At 72.3% G+C, this 15809-nt stretch carries 16 protein-coding genes; 7 read left to right on the top strand and 9 right to left on the bottom strand.

All coding sequences use genetic code 11. From position 1 onward, the window contains the following. Positions 1-51: 51 nt before the first annotated feature. From WME89_RS30525 to WME89_RS30515, 3 genes are all read right to left on the bottom strand, one after another. The gene (locus WME89_RS30525; RefSeq protein WP_438003201.1) at positions 52-1740 is read right to left on the bottom strand and encodes a chemotaxis protein CheA; all 1689 of its coding nucleotides are present in this window, start codon (positions 1738-1740) and stop codon (positions 52-54) included. A 5-nt stretch (positions 1741-1745) separates the two neighbouring features. Then, positions 1746-2177, bottom strand: a complete 432-nt coding sequence (locus WME89_RS30520) for a chemotaxis protein CheD (protein WP_438003200.1) — start codon at positions 2175-2177, stop codon at positions 1746-1748. Between the two features lie 151 nt (positions 2178-2328). Then, a complete protein-coding gene (locus WME89_RS30515; protein WP_437662205.1) occupies positions 2329-2697 on the bottom strand; it encodes a response regulator in 369 nt (122 codons plus the stop codon). A gap of 292 nt (positions 2698-2989) precedes the next feature. Between WME89_RS30515 and WME89_RS30510 the strand changes: the two genes are divergently transcribed. After that, complete coding sequence (locus WME89_RS30510; protein WP_438003199.1) at positions 2990-3166, top strand: hypothetical protein; 177 nt, start codon at positions 2990-2992, stop codon at positions 3164-3166. Positions 3167-3169: 3 nt separating this feature from the next. On the opposite strand, the gene WME89_RS30505 is transcribed toward WME89_RS30510, so the two are convergent. Beyond that, entirely contained in the window at positions 3170-4732 is a 1563-nt protein-coding gene (locus WME89_RS30505) for a flavin-containing monooxygenase (RefSeq protein WP_438003198.1), read from the bottom strand. Positions 4733-5031: 299 nt separating this feature from the next. Here WME89_RS30505 and WME89_RS30500 point away from each other — a divergent pair, with 299 nt between their 5' ends. Next, complete coding sequence (locus WME89_RS30500) at positions 5032-5997, top strand: AraC family transcriptional regulator (protein ID WP_438003197.1); 966 nt, start codon at positions 5032-5034, stop codon at positions 5995-5997. Between the two features lie 134 nt (positions 5998-6131). Here the strand turns inward: WME89_RS30500 and WME89_RS30495 are convergent, their stop codons facing one another. After that, a complete protein-coding gene (locus WME89_RS30495) occupies positions 6132-6722 on the bottom strand; it encodes an ATP-dependent Clp protease proteolytic subunit (RefSeq protein WP_437628077.1) in 591 nt (196 codons plus the stop codon). 126 nt (positions 6723-6848) lie between these two features. On the opposite strand from WME89_RS30495, the gene WME89_RS30490 reads away from it, so the two are divergent. After that, complete coding sequence (locus WME89_RS30490) at positions 6849-7742, top strand: AraC family transcriptional regulator (RefSeq protein WP_438003196.1); 894 nt, start codon at positions 6849-6851, stop codon at positions 7740-7742. Positions 7743-7937: 195 nt separating this feature from the next. On the opposite strand, the gene WME89_RS30485 is transcribed toward WME89_RS30490, so the two are convergent. After that, on the bottom strand, positions 7938-8816 hold the full coding sequence (locus tag WME89_RS30485; RefSeq protein ID WP_438003195.1) for an ester cyclase: 879 nt from the start codon (positions 8814-8816) through the stop codon (positions 7938-7940). Positions 8817-9148: 332 nt separating this feature from the next. On the opposite strand from WME89_RS30485, the gene WME89_RS30480 reads away from it, so the two are divergent. Together WME89_RS30480 and WME89_RS30475 are read left to right on the top strand one after the other, a co-directional pair. Next, positions 9149-9766: a DUF47 domain-containing protein gene (locus WME89_RS30480; RefSeq protein WP_438003194.1), complete on the top strand. Its 618-nt coding sequence runs from the start codon at positions 9149-9151 to the stop codon at positions 9764-9766. Continuing rightward, complete coding sequence (locus tag WME89_RS30475) at positions 9763-10770, top strand: anion permease (RefSeq protein ID WP_438003193.1); 1008 nt, start codon at positions 9763-9765, stop codon at positions 10768-10770. Before WME89_RS30480 ends, WME89_RS30475 begins: the two co-directional genes overlap by 4 nt. A gap of 181 nt (positions 10771-10951) precedes the next feature. On the opposite strand, the gene WME89_RS30470 is transcribed toward WME89_RS30475, so the two are convergent. Continuing rightward, entirely contained in the window at positions 10952-12205 is a 1254-nt protein-coding gene (locus tag WME89_RS30470) for a hypothetical protein (protein WP_438003192.1), read from the bottom strand. A 147-nt stretch (positions 12206-12352) separates the two neighbouring features. Between WME89_RS30470 and mazG the strand changes: the two genes are divergently transcribed. Continuing rightward, on the top strand, positions 12353-13207 hold the full coding sequence (gene mazG / locus WME89_RS30465; protein WP_437662222.1) for a nucleoside triphosphate pyrophosphohydrolase: 855 nt from the start codon (positions 12353-12355) through the stop codon (positions 13205-13207). Positions 13208-13294: 87 nt separating this feature from the next. Here the strand turns inward: mazG and cysK are convergent, their stop codons facing one another. Further along, positions 13295-14185: a cysteine synthase A gene (gene cysK / locus WME89_RS30460; protein ID WP_438011991.1), complete on the bottom strand. Its 891-nt coding sequence runs from the start codon at positions 14183-14185 to the stop codon at positions 13295-13297. A 175-nt stretch (positions 14186-14360) separates the two neighbouring features. Next, positions 14361-15221 (bottom strand): endonuclease/exonuclease/phosphatase family protein, encoded by an 861-nt coding sequence (locus WME89_RS30455; protein ID WP_437662224.1) that lies wholly within the window; start codon positions 15219-15221, stop codon positions 14361-14363. A 231-nt stretch (positions 15222-15452) separates the two neighbouring features. Between WME89_RS30455 and WME89_RS30450 the strand changes: the two genes are divergently transcribed. Further along, positions 15453-15764 (top strand): hypothetical protein, encoded by a 312-nt coding sequence (locus tag WME89_RS30450; protein ID WP_437618058.1) that lies wholly within the window; start codon positions 15453-15455, stop codon positions 15762-15764. Positions 15765-15809: the final 45 nt, after the last annotated feature.

The following is a 15809-nucleotide window of genomic DNA, read 5'->3' as shown; positions in this document are numbered from 1 at the left end:
CCTCCATGGACCGAGAGGGGAAACGGGCGCTCTGCGCGCCGGGGCGCCAGATCATCCTGGGACGCCTCCGGCGGCCGATGTCGCTGCCCTGCGCTCGTCGAGGGCGTCGACCGGGACCACGTCCCTGAGGACGCCGCCGAGCAGCGCGTCGACGTCGAGGATCATCGCCACGGCGCCGTCGCCGAGGATGGTCGAGCCGGAGATGCCCGGAACGCGTCGAAAGAGCTGGCCGAGCGGCTTGACCACCGTGCGCCCCTCGCCTTCGAGGAGGTCGACCACGAGGCCGGCCTCGGCGCCGTCGTGCGCGACGATGACGACGCGCTCCTCCGGCGGGGGAGAGCCGCCGAGCCCGAAGAGCGCCCGGAGGCGGACGCACGGCAGCGCGCGTCCGCGCCGGACCATGAGCCCCTGGGCGCCATCGTGCGCGAGCGTGCCGCGGGGCAGGTCGCAGCAGGCGACGACCGCGCCGAGCGGGATCACGTACCGCTCGTCGCCGATCCCGACGGAGAGCCCTTCGATGGTGGCCAGGGTGAGCGGGAGCTGGATCAGCAGCGACGTGCCGTGCCCTTCGCGGCTCCCGATCCGGATCGTGCCCTGGATCGACTCCACGCAGCGCCGCACGACGTCCATGCCCATGCCGCGACCCGCCAGGTGGGACGACTCCGCCGCCGTGGAGAACCCGGGCTCGAACACGAGGCTGAAGAGCTCATGATCCGTGAGCGCGTCGGGCGCCGGATGCCCCCCCAGCGCGCGGACCCGGGCGGCGATGCGCTCGCGGCTCATGCCGGCGCCATCGTCGGAGATCCGGAGCGCGATGCCGCCCCGCTCGTGCGCGGCGTGCAGGGTGATCGTGCCGCAGGGGTCCTTGCCCGCGGCGCGCCGCGCCTCGGGCGCCTCGATGCCGTGACAGATGGCGTTGCGCAGGAGGTGCGTGAGGGCGTCCCGGAACCGCTCGACCACGGCCGTGTCCACATCGACGTCGCCGTGCACGACGACCAGGCGCGCCTGCCTGCCGTGCGCGTGGGCGAGATCGCGCACCGTGCGCTCGTAGTACCGGAACCAGGGGCCGACCGGCACCATGCGCGCGGCGCGCACCGCCTCCTCCAGCTCCTTGCAGAGCCGGTCTTGCTCCTCCATCTCGTCGCGCAGCGCCGCGCCCGCCTCTCCGCGCACCCCGCGGAGCGTCCGCACGATCCTGTTCCGCCCGAGGGTGAGCTCTCCGATGAGATCCGCCATCCGATCCAGCTTCTCGACGACGACACGGATGCTCTTGATGCTGGCCGCTCCCTCGGCGTCGTCATCGGTCGCGGGGCGCGCGCTCGTCGCCCACGCGCCCTGCGGCGCCTCTGGCCCTCCGCGCCGCGCCTCCTGGAGACGCGCGATGACCGCCTTGTGGGAGGTGCTGCGCTCGACCTGTCCCCGCTCGACCTCGGCGACGAGCCGGCGGGCTGCGTCTACCGTCTCGAGCAGCAGCGAGACCACGGGCGTCGTCAGCGGGAGGTCGCCGCCGCAGAGCGCCTCGATGACGTCCTCCGCGGCGTGCCCGAGATCGCTCAAGCCACCGAGCCTTACCGAGCCGGCGCTCCCCTTGAGCGTATGGGTGGCGCGGAAGACGCGCAGGAGGACCTCATGGGCGTTGCGGCCGGTCTCGAGCTGCAGCAGCGCGCGCTCGATCTCGTCGAGGATCTCGTGTGCCTCTGGCAGGAACGTCTGGAGTAGCTCGTCGCGATCGCTGTCCATGCGACTCACAGAAACTGGATCGAGACGCCGCCGTCGCTCGTCCGGAAGACGAGCTTGCGCCCCCGGTTTCCGCCCGTGTCCAGCTGGGCGATCCGTATCCCCTGCGCGCGCAGGAACGCAAGCCCAGCATTGACGTTCTGCGCGCCGAGGTGGGCGCCGCGCTCCCGGAACGCGGAGATGAGGCAGGCGCCCCCGACGACGCGCGCTTGCAGCGCCCGGCTGGAGGCTCCGAGCTCCATGAGCCGCTCGAGCAGGCGCTGGCACGCAATATCGGCGAAGCGGACCGATGCCGTCGTCGGGTTAGGGCATTCCGGAAGCACGTAGTGGTTCATCCCGCCGACGCCGGTGGTGGAGTCCCAGAGGCAGATCGCCACGCATGACCCAACGATGGTGGTCACCGAGGTCGGCTCGGACGAGACGAACAGCTGGCCCGGCATGACGTGGTGGGCCGTCTCCGGCAGCGAGCGCCAGCTGGGCGGTGCGACAGAGAAGGACGATGTCGTGGGCTCGGACGGCCTGGCCGCGTCCTCGCGTTCGGCGTCGCTGGGAGGCGCGCGATATGCGTCCTCGGATGCCCTGGCCGCGGTGTCAGTCGCCAAGGCAGTTCCTGACCTTTTCCAGGAGCTCCATCGTGTCGATGGGCTTCGTGACGAAATCGGAGCAGCCGCACCGGAATCCCTGCTCCATGTGCGCCACATCGCTCCGGCTGGTGACGAGCAGGATCGGCGTGGTGCGCGTCGCCTCCTCCGCGCGCAGCTGCCGGCACGCGTCGAACCCGTTCATGTGCGGCATGACGACATCGAGGAGAATGAGATCGGGCCGCTGCGCCACGGCCACGGCGACGCCCTCGCTGCCGTCGTTCGCCGTGATGAGGTCGTAGTGCTCGCGCAGCGCCATCTGCTCGATGCGCAGGATGGTCTGAGAATCGTCGACCAGCAGAATCTTCTTCCTAGGCAACGTTGCACCCCCCCGATCCGTTCAGCGGACGTAGTCGAGGCCGTGCCATCGCGCATGGCCTGCAAGACTCCCCCCCGCATCCACCCACCTACAGCGTGTCTCCCCCCAGGACAGAATCATCCTACCACGAGAGTTGGCCAAACCTTCAATAGAAATTTGCAACACACACACATCGGGTCGTGCCGGTCGCGATGATTCGCCGGCTCGCCCGGAGCCTCCATGAAGCTCGAAGCCATGATGCTGGCGGCATCCAGGCGGGCATGCGCTGGTCGGCCTGCAGCTGGAGCGGGTGGTGTGCGGGCAGGTAGCCACGCTCGTCCCCGCGCGCCCCGGCCGCGCCGGTCGGATGATGGCCCGGCCCAGGTCCGTGGACCAGCGGCGCGCCGCGGCCGACGTCTTCTATGTTCACTCGACCTCCTACGTGGGCCGCTCGTGGAACGCCCCCACGGGCGACCCGTCGGTCAAGTGAGCATCAGAGAGGGCGCCCGCTCGCGGGAGCCGCGTTGGCCTCGGCACCCTGGTGAGGATCCGCGCGCCGGGGGCGCTCCGTCGCCGCGACATCGCGGCGCAGCGGGCGACCACCCTTCGAGAAGACCATGGTGCCGTCGTCCACCGGGCCGAGCTTCATGGCGAGCAGATCGAGCACGTAGTTCTGGCGGAAGTACCACGGCGCCTTGGAGCCCTGTTTGGGCAGGTGGTCCACCGAGCGCTGCACGTAACCCGACCTCAGGCCGAGCAGCGGCCGGGGCTCGAGGATGGATTCGTCAGGGCGCGGCACGCACTGGCTGTAGCCGTGGCGATCCATGTGGTTGAGCAGCCGGCAGACGTACGTCGAAGCCAGCTCTGCGCGGAGCGTCCACGAGGCGTTGGTGTAGCCGAGGCAGAGCGCGAAGTTGGGGACGCCGCCCAGCATCAGCCCCTTGTAGATGAACGTCCGGCCGGCATCGACGGCGGCGCCGTCGACGGAGATGCGGATACCGCCGCAGAGCAGGAGCTGGAGGCCCGTCGCCGTCACGATGATGTCCGCCGGGAGCTCCTTGCCCGACTCGAGCAGGATACCGGCCTTCGTGAAGGTCCGGATCTTGTCGGTGACGACGGAGGCGCGCCCCTCCGTCACCGCGCGGAAGAGATCGGCGTCGGGCACGAGGCAGAGGCGCTGATCCCACGGGTCGTAGCGCGGGTTGAAGTGTGTATCGATGTCGAACTCCGGCGGCAGGTGCCGGGCGACGCCGCTGCGGAGCATCCGCCTCGCCAGCCCCGGCGCGCGCTGACAGAGCTGGTAAATGACCAGGCTGAGCCCGACGTTCTTCCAGCGGGCGACGCGGTGGGCGATCCGCTCCGGCAGGCGCTCGCGGATCGCGTTCGCGATCGGGTCCTCGGCGGGGAGCGAGGCGACGTACGACGGGGAGCGCTGGAGCATCGTCACGTGCGCTGCGTCGGCGGCCATCGCGGGCACCAGCGTCACGGCCGTGGCGCCGCTGCCGATGATCACGACGCGCTTGCCCCGGTAATCGAGATCCTGCGGCCATGCCTGAGGGTGAATCACCTGTCCCTGGAAGTCCTCGCGGCCCGGGAAGCTGGGTGTGTAGCCGCTCTCGTAGCTGTAGTAGCCGCTGCAGACATAGAGGAAGCTGCACGAGGTGCGGACGCGCTCCTCGCCCGCGCCGACGTCCACCTCGACGGTCCAGCGCGCGTGCTCGGAGGACCACGCAACGGAGCGGACCCGGTGATCGAACCGGATGTGCCGGTCGATGCCGTATTCCCGGGCGGTGTCGCGCACGTACTCGCGGATCGACGTCCCGTCGGCGATCGCCTTGGCCTCCTTCCAGGGGCGGAAGGAGTAGCCGAGCGTGAACATGTCGGAGTCGGAGCGGATCCCGGGGTAGCGGAACAGGTCCCATGTCCCGCCGATGGCGCTGCGCGCCTCGAGGATCGCGTAGCGCTTGCCGGGGCAGCGCGCCTGGAGGTGGTAGCCGGCCGCGATGCCGGAGAGGCCGGCGCCGATGATCAGGACGTCGAAATGCTCGATGGACATGCTGGGCTCCTCGGGGCGAGCGGCGTGGCGCTCCACGGGCGGAGGATAGCGTGTCCGGCCGGCCGCGCCCGCGCCCGACGCGACCGGCAAATCTAGAGGCTGCGGGGCCGGATGGCGATGAGGCGCGCCGCTGGCGTGGCGGGGCTCGAGGCCTGAGCCGCAGGCCCGGGCGGGCGAGCCGGACGAGCTGGGGCGGCGGCCGCCGGCGCCGGGGCAGGGCGGGGGAGGAGGGCGGCGGCGCGCGGTGTCGTGGCCTGTTCGGTAGGGCCGGCGCAGCTTCGATCAGGTAACCTCCGCGCGTGGCGAGCAGCGACAGGAGCCGGGCCGAGTACCAGAAGCGGGTCAACCGCGTGATCGACTACATCCAGGCCCACCGCGCGGAGGAGCTGTCCCTCGAGACGCTCGCGGCGGTGGCGGCGTTCTCGCCGTTCCACTTCCATCGCGTGTTCAAGTCGATGACCGGCGAGAACCTCCGCGAGTTCATCCAGCGGACGCGCCTCGAGAACGCCGCCAACCACCTGACGCAGCGACCGCGCGCCGACATCCTCGAGATCGCGCTCGAGAACGGCTTCAGCTCGGCGAGCGCCTTCGCGCGCGCGTTCAAGGAGCGCTTCGGCATGAGCGCGTCGGCCTGGCGCAGCGGCGGGGCCGCGGAGGCGTGCAAGGCGCGTCAAGCGGAGAGCAAGCCGGGTGAAGTCGTGCGCAAGCCGGGCAAAGCAGCGGCGCGCACCGCCGAACATGATGGCTCCTCGTCGGGCGCTGACGCCCGGAACAACGAGGAGATGATCATGAACGTGACAGTGAAGACGCTGCCGAGCTACCACGTGGCCTATATCCGGAATGTCGGCCCCTACGGCGTCGAAGGAGGCGTCCCCGAGAGCTGGCGGCGCCTCGCGCGCTGGGCGGCCGCGCGCGATCTCTGGACCGCGGACCGCCTCTGCCTCGGCATCGCGCACGACAACCCCAAGGTGACCGAGCCGGCGAAGTGCCGCCACGACGCGGCCATCGTGATCCCGGACGGCTTCAAGACCGACGGCGACGTCAACGTGACCGACATCGCCGGCGGCAAGTACGCCGCGGGCGTGTTCGTCGGCGCCGCGAGCGAGATCGGCGCCGCCTGGGACCAGCTCTTCGGGCGGTGGCTCCCGGAGAGCGGTTATCAGCCCGACCACCGGCCCTGCTTCGAGCTCTACCACGGCGAGTTCCACGATCCCGAGACCAACACCTTTCGCTGCGAGATCTGCTTGCCGGTGCGGCCGCTCTAGGCCCGCCGGCCAGGAGTCCGGCCAGAGGGATGGCCGGACTCCTGCGCCGCCTCGCGGCGGCCTCGCGCGGATGGCCCTGGGCCTGTTTCCTCGGGGCTCCGCCCCGGACCTCGGCGTCCGCTCCGCGGCCGCGCTCAGACCTCCAGCGCGCTCTCGATCACGCGGTGCACGAGGCCGTATTCCTTGGCCTCGCGCGCGGTCATCCACAGGTTGCGCTCTGTCTCCTGCGCGATCTTCGCGGGATCCTGGCCGGTCGCCTCGGCGAAGATGCGGTTGAGCCGCGCGCGCACGGCCATGATCTGGGCCGCCTCGATCTCGATCTCTGACGCGGGGCCGCGCACGCCGCCGAGCGGCTGGTGCAGGAGGAAGCGCGTGTTCGGGAGCGCGAACCGGTTCTCCCTCCGCGCGGCTACGTAGATGAGGGCGCCCGCGCTGGCGACCCACCCGGAGCCGATCATCTTGACCTCGGGCCGGATGAAGCGAATCACATCGTGGATCGTGTCCCCCGACTCGACGTGCCCTCCCGGCGAGTGGATGAGGATCCGGATCGGCTCGTCGCTCTCGCTCGCGAGCGCGAGCAGCTGCGCCGTCGTCGTCTGCGCCAGCTCGCTCGTGATCTCCCCGAAGAGCAGGACCGTCCGGCTCCTCAGGAGCCTCGTGCGGATCTCCTCGGGCAACGCGCGGGGGAGCGGCTGCTCCTCGCTGGGGGGCGCCTCGAAACGCATCATGGGCCCGAGGTTGCGGCCGCTCCCGCCCGCGCGCCATGACCGGGAAGCGCGGAGTCATGCCCGCGCGTCTCGACCGGCGAACGAGCGCTGGACGAACGGCCTCGGCGCGGGCAACCATTCGCCATGGCGGACGAGATGGAGCGGCAGCTTCCTCGCGGCGTGGCGATCTCGCGGCGTCATGGGGCGCCGCCCTGGGGCGTGGACGCGGGCGAGCCGCCGAGCCTCCACGTGGTCGTGCAAGGCTCGTTTCACCTCGCGCAGGACGGGGCGCGGTTCCTGGAGCTCGAGCCCGGCGACGTCGTGCTCCTCGGGGCCGGCCCGCGCGGCGCCGCGCCCCGAGAGCACAGCCTCCGCTGCGTCGCGCCGCCGCCCGGCGCCGCCACCGCGCCGGCGGAGCTGCTCTCGGCCACCTACGCCGCCGCGCCCGACGAGGCGCTCGCCGCCCTCGCGCCGGTGGTTCACCTGCCCGCCGGCGAGGTGCGGCGCGCGCAGGGGCTCTCGGCCGTCGTGAGCCTGCTGCGCGCCGCGCTCGGGGAGCCGTCCGCGGAGCAGGAGCGGCTGGCGCGCTCGCTCCTCGAGCCGCTGCTCGCCTACACGCTGCACTGCCACGGGGGCGCGCGCGATCGGCGCGTCGGGCGCGCCGCGCGCGCGTTCGATCGCCGCGTCGGGCGCGCCCTCCAGCTCATCCAGGAGAAGCCGGCGGCGCGGTGGACCATCGAGGCGCTCGCCAGGGCGGCGGGCCTCTCCCGCGCGGCGTTCGCGCGGCGCTTCCTCGCCGAGCTCGGCGTCCCGCCGCTCCGCTACGTCGCGGCGCTCCGCATGCAGCGCGCGGCCGAGCTGCTCGCCGAGGGCGACCGCTCGCTGGCCTCGATCGCGGCCGAGGTCGGGTACGACTCGGAGTTCGCCTTCAGCCGCGCGTTCAAGCGACACACAGGAGAGGCGCCGGGCGCGTTCCGCCGGCGCAGCCGCGCCCAGGGCGCCCCGCTCCGCTTGCCGCCCGTCCGCGCGGCGGCGTGAGCGCCTCTCGCGGCGGCGCACGACCGGTGTGCCGCGCTGCTCGGCGAGCTACTGCCGCGCCCCCGCGCCTGCGGCCATGTCGCCAGTATGGCACAGGCCGCCCTGCCTGTTCCCATGGCCGTCCGCCGCCTGACGCGCGAGGCGCTCCTCGCCGTGGCGTCAGGGCATCGGCGCTCTCGTTTCGCCTTCGGGCGATCACTGGACGGCTCCGAGCTGGCGCATCAGACCGAGCTCGTCGGTCACGCGCCAGTGCTCGACGATCTTTCCTCCCCGGAACAGCTCGATGTTGATCTGTTCCACGCTCACGCGGCGATGGGTCGCGGCGATGCCGAAGAGCGGCCCGTCCTGCGTCCCCTCCATCCTGACACGCACCGCGACGCGATCGCCCTCCGCGATGAGGTCCTCGACCGTGAAGTGGAGGTCCGGGAACGCGGCGCGGAAGGCCGCCACGATGGGCTTCAGGCCGCCGGGGCCCGGAGGCGGGTCCGGCGTGCTCGGTGCGTGGTTGATGTAGCCAGCGGCGAGCAGCTCGTCGAGGACATCGAGGTGACCGCGGCTCCATACCTCGTCGAAGTAGCGGCGCACGACCGTCGCGTTGTAGTGCTCGTCCGTCGAACGACCGTTTGACGACGGGCTGCGCGCCTCGGGCGGCGCACAGCCAGCGACGGTCGCGAGGGCCAGGGCGAGGATTCGCCGCGATGACCGAGAGAGTCGATGTGCAGGTCGAGCCATGCCCGGGACTCTGGCCCGCAGTAGATCCGCCAACAAGCGCGCTCGCGTGAACGAATCGTTCATCATGGCGAACAACCGATCCGCGATCGACGCCGAGATCGACAGGTCGCGGAGCAGCGCCGGCAGGAGGCGAAGCAGCAGCAGCCCGCGCGGCGCCGCGATGGCCTGCACCCCGGCGCGCTCCACGCTCGGCCTCGCCGAGGGGGACGCCGCCCGGCTCTGGGTCCGCGGCCAGCGCGGCGAGGCGCTCCCTCGCGAGATCGTCGCGCTGTACTCGTACCGCTCGGTGATGCTGTCCGGGGCGATCTCTCCGCGGGGCGCGGCGCCCTCGGAGGTCAGCATGGGACCGGCACAGCGCAATTCGCCGTGGCAGCCGCGCGGGCGGGATCTACTTGGCGAACGGCGGGGCTCCGCGGAGCGGCCGCTCCGTGGCGGCGGCCGCTCCGCGGAGGAGAAACAGGAAGAACCGCCGGTCCGCCAGGGCGTTGTACAGACAATGAAAAATCATGGCGGAAGAGGAACGGAGCGCAGCTTCGACAGCGCCCTCGCTCGTGAAGGCCGGCGGTGGACTCGCAAAGCGCGGGCGCGGCTCGACTTGTTTCCGTTGGTAACGAGACGTTTCTGATCGTTTGCGCGCGTTGACGCGCGCGTCGACGCCGGGCTACGACCCCGGCATGGGATTGACCAAGGACGCCGTCTTCTTCGATGCCCTCTCCGAGCACGCGCAGAAGAGCGTCGCCGCGAGCAAGCTCCTCCTGGACATCCTCGATCGGCCCGAGGAAGCCCCGGCCATCGCGAAGCGGATCAAGGACATCGAGCACGAGGGGGACCGGATCACGCACCGCTGCCTGGCCGCGCTGCACAAGACCTGGATCACCCCCCTCGATCGGGAGGAGATCCACGCGCTGATCACGCGGCTCGACGACGTGCTCGACTGCATCGAGGCCGCCAGCGAGCGCATCGTCCTCTTCGAGATCCAGATCGTGATGCCGGAGGCGCGCCCCCTCGCGGAGGCGGTGGTGGCCGCGTGCGACACCATGAGCGCGGCGACCAGCTCGCTCCGCGACGTGAAGGACGGCGCCCGGCTGCTCGAGCTCTGCGTCGAGATCAACCGCCACGAGAACGCCGCCGACACGCACTACCGCGCGGCCCTGGCGGCGCTCTTCAAGCAGGGCAGCGATCCGCTGCTCGTGCTGAAGTGGCGCGACATCTACGACCAGCTCGAGAACGCCACCGACCGCTGCGAGGACGTCGCCAACATCATCGAGGGCGTGGTGCTCGAGCACGCATGACGACCTACGTCATCGCCATCATCGTCGTGGCGCTGGTGTTCGATTTCATCAACGGCTTCCACGACGCCGCCAACTCCATCGCCACCGTCGTCTCCACGCGGGTGCTCTCCCCGCGCAGCGCGGTGGCCTGGGCCGCCCTGTTCAACTTCATCGCGTTCGCCCTGTTCGAGCCGACGGTGGCCCGCAACATCGCCAAGGGCGTCGAGCCGGCCTTCATCACGCCCAACGTGATCCTCGGCGGCCTCTCCGGCGCGATCCTCTGGAACCTGCTCACCTGGTGGTGGGGGCTGCCCTCGTCGTCATCGCACGCGCTGATGGGCGGCTTCGCGGGCGCGGCCGTGCTCAGCGCCGGCCGCGTCTCGGTGCTCGACGCGAAGATCTACGGGATGACGGCGGCGTTCATCGTCGTCTCGCCGCTCGTGGGCTCCATGATCGGGTTCGCGCTGATGAGCGCCATCCGGCGGCTCGGGCGGGACTGGACGCCCGGGAAGGTGGACGTGGGGTTCCGGCGGCTGCAGCTGCTCTCGGCGGCGGCCTACTCGCTCGGGCACGGCGGCAACGACGCGCAGAAGACCATCGGCATCATCACCGCGCTGCTCGTCTCGGCCGGCGTCCAGGAGGGCGGCGCGAAGTTGAAGCCCATGCTCTGGGTGGTGCTGATGTGCCACGCCGCCATGGGGCTGGGCACGCTGTCGGGCGGGTGGCGGATCGTGCGGACGATGGGGATGAAGATCACCAAGCTGAAGCCCGTGGGCGGCTTCGCCGCGGAGTCCGCGGGCGCGGCCACGCTCTTCGGCGCGACCGCGCTGGGCGTCCCCGTGAGCACCACGCACACCATCACGGGCGCGATCGTCGGCGTCGGCGCGGTGGGCGGCCGGCTGTCGGCCGTGCGCTGGGGCGTGGCCGGCCGCATCGTCTGGGCGTGGATCTTCACGATCCCGGCCTCGGCGCTGCTCTCCGCCCTCGCCTACGCTGCAGCCCGCGCGGTGACCGGAGCGCCCTGAGCGAGGCCGCGGGAGCGGGGGCGCAGCAGGGGATCCGCGCAGCAGAGGCATCGGCAGGAGGGGTATCCGCAGCGGGCGTACCGGCAGCAGGGGTATCCGCAGCGGGCGTACCGGCAGCAGGGGTATCCGCAGCCGGGGGGATCGGCAGACCCGCGCCTCGACGAGACCCCCCGCCGCTCGATCAGCGCCGCGCCGCGCCGCCGTCAGCGGCCGCCTGGTCTTTCCCCGCGGCGATCCCCGCGAAGGCGGCCGCGAAGCGGCGCCGGAGATCGGCGTCATCGATCAGCTTGTCGCGCAGCGCTCGCGACAGCTCGACATGGTAGAACGGCGCGCCCAGCTGGCGAGACCAGCGCGCCTGCACGTTCGTCGCGCCGCCGAGCTTGCTGATCTCGGCGGGGTAGGCGAGGACCTTCCCGTCGCTGACGACCGCCCGCAGCGGCGCGAGCAGCCGCTCCAGGTCGGCGCCGGCCCCCACGGCGCTGGCGATGGCGGCGGCGTCCGCCGCGGAGCTGTCCTGGAAGCCGTGCAGCTGCACCGTCGTGATGCCGGGGAAGCTCTGGAGCAGCGCGCGGTGCGCCGACAGGAAGAACGACCGCTCGGCGTGCGCCACGTCCGCGAAGGCGAGCGACGCAGCCAGCCGCTCGCGGGCGACACGCTCGTCTCCCCGAGCGCCGCCGCCAGCGCCCTGGCCGCCGCCGCCAGCCCCCTGGGACCGCCTGCCCGCCGCCCGCGCGCCGCCGCCATCGCCCTGGGCGCCGTCCGTGATCTTCCCCTCCGTGGCCTTCCCGCCGCCTGCGCCCTCGCCCCCGCCGCCACCCCTGCCGCCCCCGCCGCCCCCTCCTTCCGACCCCTCGTCGTCCCCGGCGGCGTCGCCCGGCTTGGGGAGCCCGCCGTACCGGTGCGACGTGTTGACGATCAGCGCCCGCGCCCGCTGCGCATCGAAGACGGCCAGCGCGATCGGCAGCGTCCCCCGGTCGAAGAAGGTGTGCGGCGCCTCGACGATCAGCGGCGCCGCCGGCCCCGCGCGCAGCACGACCACGGCCGCGCCGCGGCGGCGCGGGCCGTCGTCGGACAGCACCCACAGGTCGCGCCCGGGGACCGGCCGCAGGGCGAACCCCGGCGGCGCGGCCGGCGGCGGCTGCCTGCTCTGCGCGGCGAGCCCCGCCGCCGCGACCCACGCGACATACGTCACGTCCTCCGCGTCGTCCGGCGGCTCCGCGATGAGGTGGCGCCCGCCCTTCCGCAGCGGGGCGATCTGCTCGTCCAGCGCTCCCTGCTCGCCGTCGTCGTCTTCGCGCTGCGCCTCGATCACGGGCTCCGTCGCGGAGTGCCCCGCGCCTGGCGCCGCCCCCGGCGTGCTGCCGACGATGCTCCGACACACCCCCTGGGAGCACCCGGCGATCGTGAACAGCACCACATAGCCCGCGCTCTTCATGGGGCGCCCTCGCCACCGGACTCCGACCACCCCTTCACTTTTCGCACGCCGCGGTCCGTGGATCCAGGGCGACGCTCCGCGGCCGGACCCGGCCCTCGCGCGGCGACCCCGCTCCTCAGCCGGGACGGTTTGCGCTAGTAGCTCTGCATGCCTCGTCCCTTCGAGCCCGTGGAGGCGCCGCCGCTCGCAGAGCAGGCGGGCCGCACGTTCCCGCGCCTTGTCGAGCTGATGCAGCGGCTCCTCGCGCCCGACGGGTGCCCCTGGGACCGCGAGCAGAGCTTCGCGACGCTCCGGCGCTACGTGCTCGAGGAGGCGTGCGAGGTCATCGACGCGATCGACGGCGGCGACCGCAAGGAGCTGTGCACCGAGCTCGGCGACCTCCTGCTCCAGGTCGTCTTCCAGGCCGAGCTCGCCCGGGCCGAGGGGGCGTTCGGCCCCGACGACGTCGTCGCGGCGATCTGCGAGAAGCTCGTGCGGCGCCACCCCCACGTGTTCGCGGACGAGAGCGCCGAGAACGCCGACGAGGTGCTCCAGAACTGGGAGCGCATCAAGGCGGCGGAGCGGGCCCGGCAGGGCAAGGACCGCGGGGTGCTCGGCGGCGTTCCCCGCAGCCTGCCGGCGCTGACGCGGGCGCAGCGGGTGGGCGAGAAGGTCGCGCGCGTGGGCTTCGACTGGCCGGACGCGCGGGGCTCGCGCGCGAAGGTGGAGGAGGAGCTCGGCGAGCTCGATCGGGCCTTCGAGAGCGGCGACGCCGCGGCGATCGAGGAGGAGCTCGGCGACGTGCTCTTCGCGCTCGGGAACCTGGCGCGCCACGCCGGCGTCGACGCGGAGGGCGCGCTGCGCCGGACGACCGACAAGTTCACCCGGCGCTTCGAGCACGTCGAGCGGCGGGTGGTCGAGCGGCACGGGGGCTGGCCCGCCAGGGCGTCGGACGACACGCTGACCCTGGAGGAGCTCGACGGCTACTGGGACGAGGCCAAGCGCGGCGAGCAGCGGACCTGAGGCGGCGCGGCGGGGGCGCTCCCTCGAGCGGCCCCGGGGCGCGGCGCTCGTCGAGCGAGAGCGGCCACGCGCCGCGCCGCGCATGGCTCAGAGCAGGTAGCGCTCCCCCGAATCGGGCAGCACCGTCACGATCGTCCCGTGCACCCTGCGCGCGATCTCCACGGCCGCGTGGACGTTGGCGCCGGAGCTCGGCCCGACGAGGAGCCCCTCCTCGCGGGCGAGCCGCCGCACCATGCGGGACGCGCCCGCCTCGGTCACCGTGAGGACCTCGTCGATGAGCGAGCGCTCGAGGATCGCCGGCACGAACCCGGGGCCGAGGCCCTGGATACCGTGGGACCCGGGCCCTCGCCCCGAGAGCACGGCGCTCTTCGTCGGCTCGACGGCGCAGATGCGCACCGCGCTGCCCAGCTGATCCCGGAGCACGCGCCCGCAGCCGGTCAGCGTGCCGCCGGTGCCCACGCCGGCGACGAAGGCCGCGATGTCGCCGCCGGTCTGCGCGAGGATCTCGAGGCCGGTGGCGAGCGCGTGGGCGCCGGGGTTCGCCGGGTTCTTGAATTGCTGGCTCATCCAGGCGCCGGGGGTCGCCTCGCAGATCTCGATCGCGCGGTCGACGGCGCCGGCCATGCCCCGGCCCTCGGGGGTGAGGACGATCTCGGCGCCGTACGCGCGGAGGATGTGCCGGCGCTCGACGCTCATGTCCTCGGGCATGACCACGACGCAGCGGTAGCCGCGCACGGCGGCGATCATCGCGAGGCTGATCCCGGTGTTGCCGCTCGTCGCCTCGACGATGGTCGACCCCTTCCTGAGCGCCCCTTCGCGCTCGGCGCAGAGCACCATGCCGAGCGCCGCCCGGTCCTTGACGCTGCCGCCCGGGTTCATCGACTCGAGCTTGCCGTAGACGACGCCGCCCCCCTCGGGCGAGAGCCGGGCGAGGCGGACGAGCGGCGTGCCGCCGATGAGCGACAGCGCGTCGGGCACGACCGGGCCGACGCGCACGGGGGCGGCGGGCGAGGGAGCCGAGCACGCATCTGACGAATCGCGCGAATCGCGCGAGCCGGGCGCGTCGGGCGGGCTCGGCGGGCCGCCCGGAGCTCGATGGGACGACATCCTGCAAGTGTACACGCGAACAGGGCGTCCTCTAGGACGCCGGGGCCTAGATCGAGATCTCCGACAGCACCCCGTAGTGATCCGAGGCGACGACGCCGTCCTCGATCTCCTGGAGGACGACCCTCGACGAGAGCGGCTTGCCCCGCCCCTGCTTGTCCGGGCCGCGGACGAAGATGTAGTCGATGCGGCGCGGGTACTCGTTCGTGACGGCCGCGAACGGGTTGCGCACGGGATCGAACGTGAACCCGGGGCCCTCGCCGGTCTGACCGAAGGTGTCGGCGAAGTACACGCTCTTCTGGTTCAGGGCGTGCAGCCCCCTCATGAACCGGATCTCCGTGGCCTCGGGCTGCGCGTTGAAGTCGCCGACGACGATGGGCGGGAGGCCCTCCATGGGCGCCTCGCGCATCACGATCTCGGCCACGGCCGCGACCTGCGCCTCACGCACGGCGCCGTGGTGGAACTTCCAGTTCAGGTGCGTGACGAAGAAAGGGATCACGCCGCGCGGCGACGCGAGCTCGGCGAACAGGAGCGCGCGCTTCTCGTCGGTCTCGCCCGTGGGCAGGGGAAACGACTGGCTGCGCGCGATCGGCCAGCGCGACAGCACGGCGTTGCCGAAGAGCACGCCGCCGCCGAGGTCGTGCGCCGGGCCGAAGGCGACCTCGTAGCCGAGCCCCTCGGCGATGCCGTCGGCCAGCGATCGGCCTTCGTACGACATCACCTCCTGGAGCCCGACCACGTCGGGCGCGAGCTCGCGCACGCCCTTGCGGATCAGGCCGAGGCGCGCCTCCCACGGGTCGTGGCGGTTCCAGATGTTCAGGGTGAGCACCCGCAGGGAATTGCGGGCAGCGATGCCAGAACCTTCATGCGCGGAGCCGCCGGCCCCGGAGCCTTCTCGAGGACGTTCCATGCCGACGGGCTACGCCAGCTGCGCGTCCGAATCCAGCCGTGATACGAAGGTCCCGGCGCAAGCCGCCACCCTTCCGGCGCGGAAGGGCGACCTTGACCGGGAGAACCCTGAATGATCGCGTGTGCTCCTCGAGGGGGGCGGCCTGGATCGGCCTCCTCCCGACCCCGAACATCCCTCCGTCTGGCGAAGGGCGTCCTGCTGCTCGCGTTGCTCGCCGGCTGCGACAGCAAGATGGAGCCCAAGGAGTGCGACAAGCTCCGCGGCGACGCCTTCGAGATGGTGAACAAGGCGCAGCACTGCAACACGGACACCGACTGCCGCCAGAGCGAGTGGCCGGGCTGCGCGAAGCCCGTCAGCAACGCGACCTTCGACCAGATCAAGCCCCTCGCGGAGAGCTACAAGACGGGCAAGTGCGAGGAGCCCAAGGTCGACTGCAAGAGCCCGCCGCAGTCCTACTGCAAGCAGGGGCTCTGCGTGCACCGCGAGATCGGCACCCCGGAGGGGGCGGGCAACACGCCCACCGATCAGATCCAGATCCAGTGACCCGGGCGCGCCGCGGGCCGCGCCGCCCGGTCGCGGGCCGCGCTG

The organism is Sorangium sp. So ce321 (assembly GCF_051530195.1).
Taxonomy (GTDB): domain Bacteria; phylum Myxococcota_A; class Polyangia; order Polyangiales; family Polyangiaceae; genus Sorangium.
Note: the sequence above shows the minus strand (reverse complement) of the source record. Positions and strands in the feature narration are given on the sequence as shown.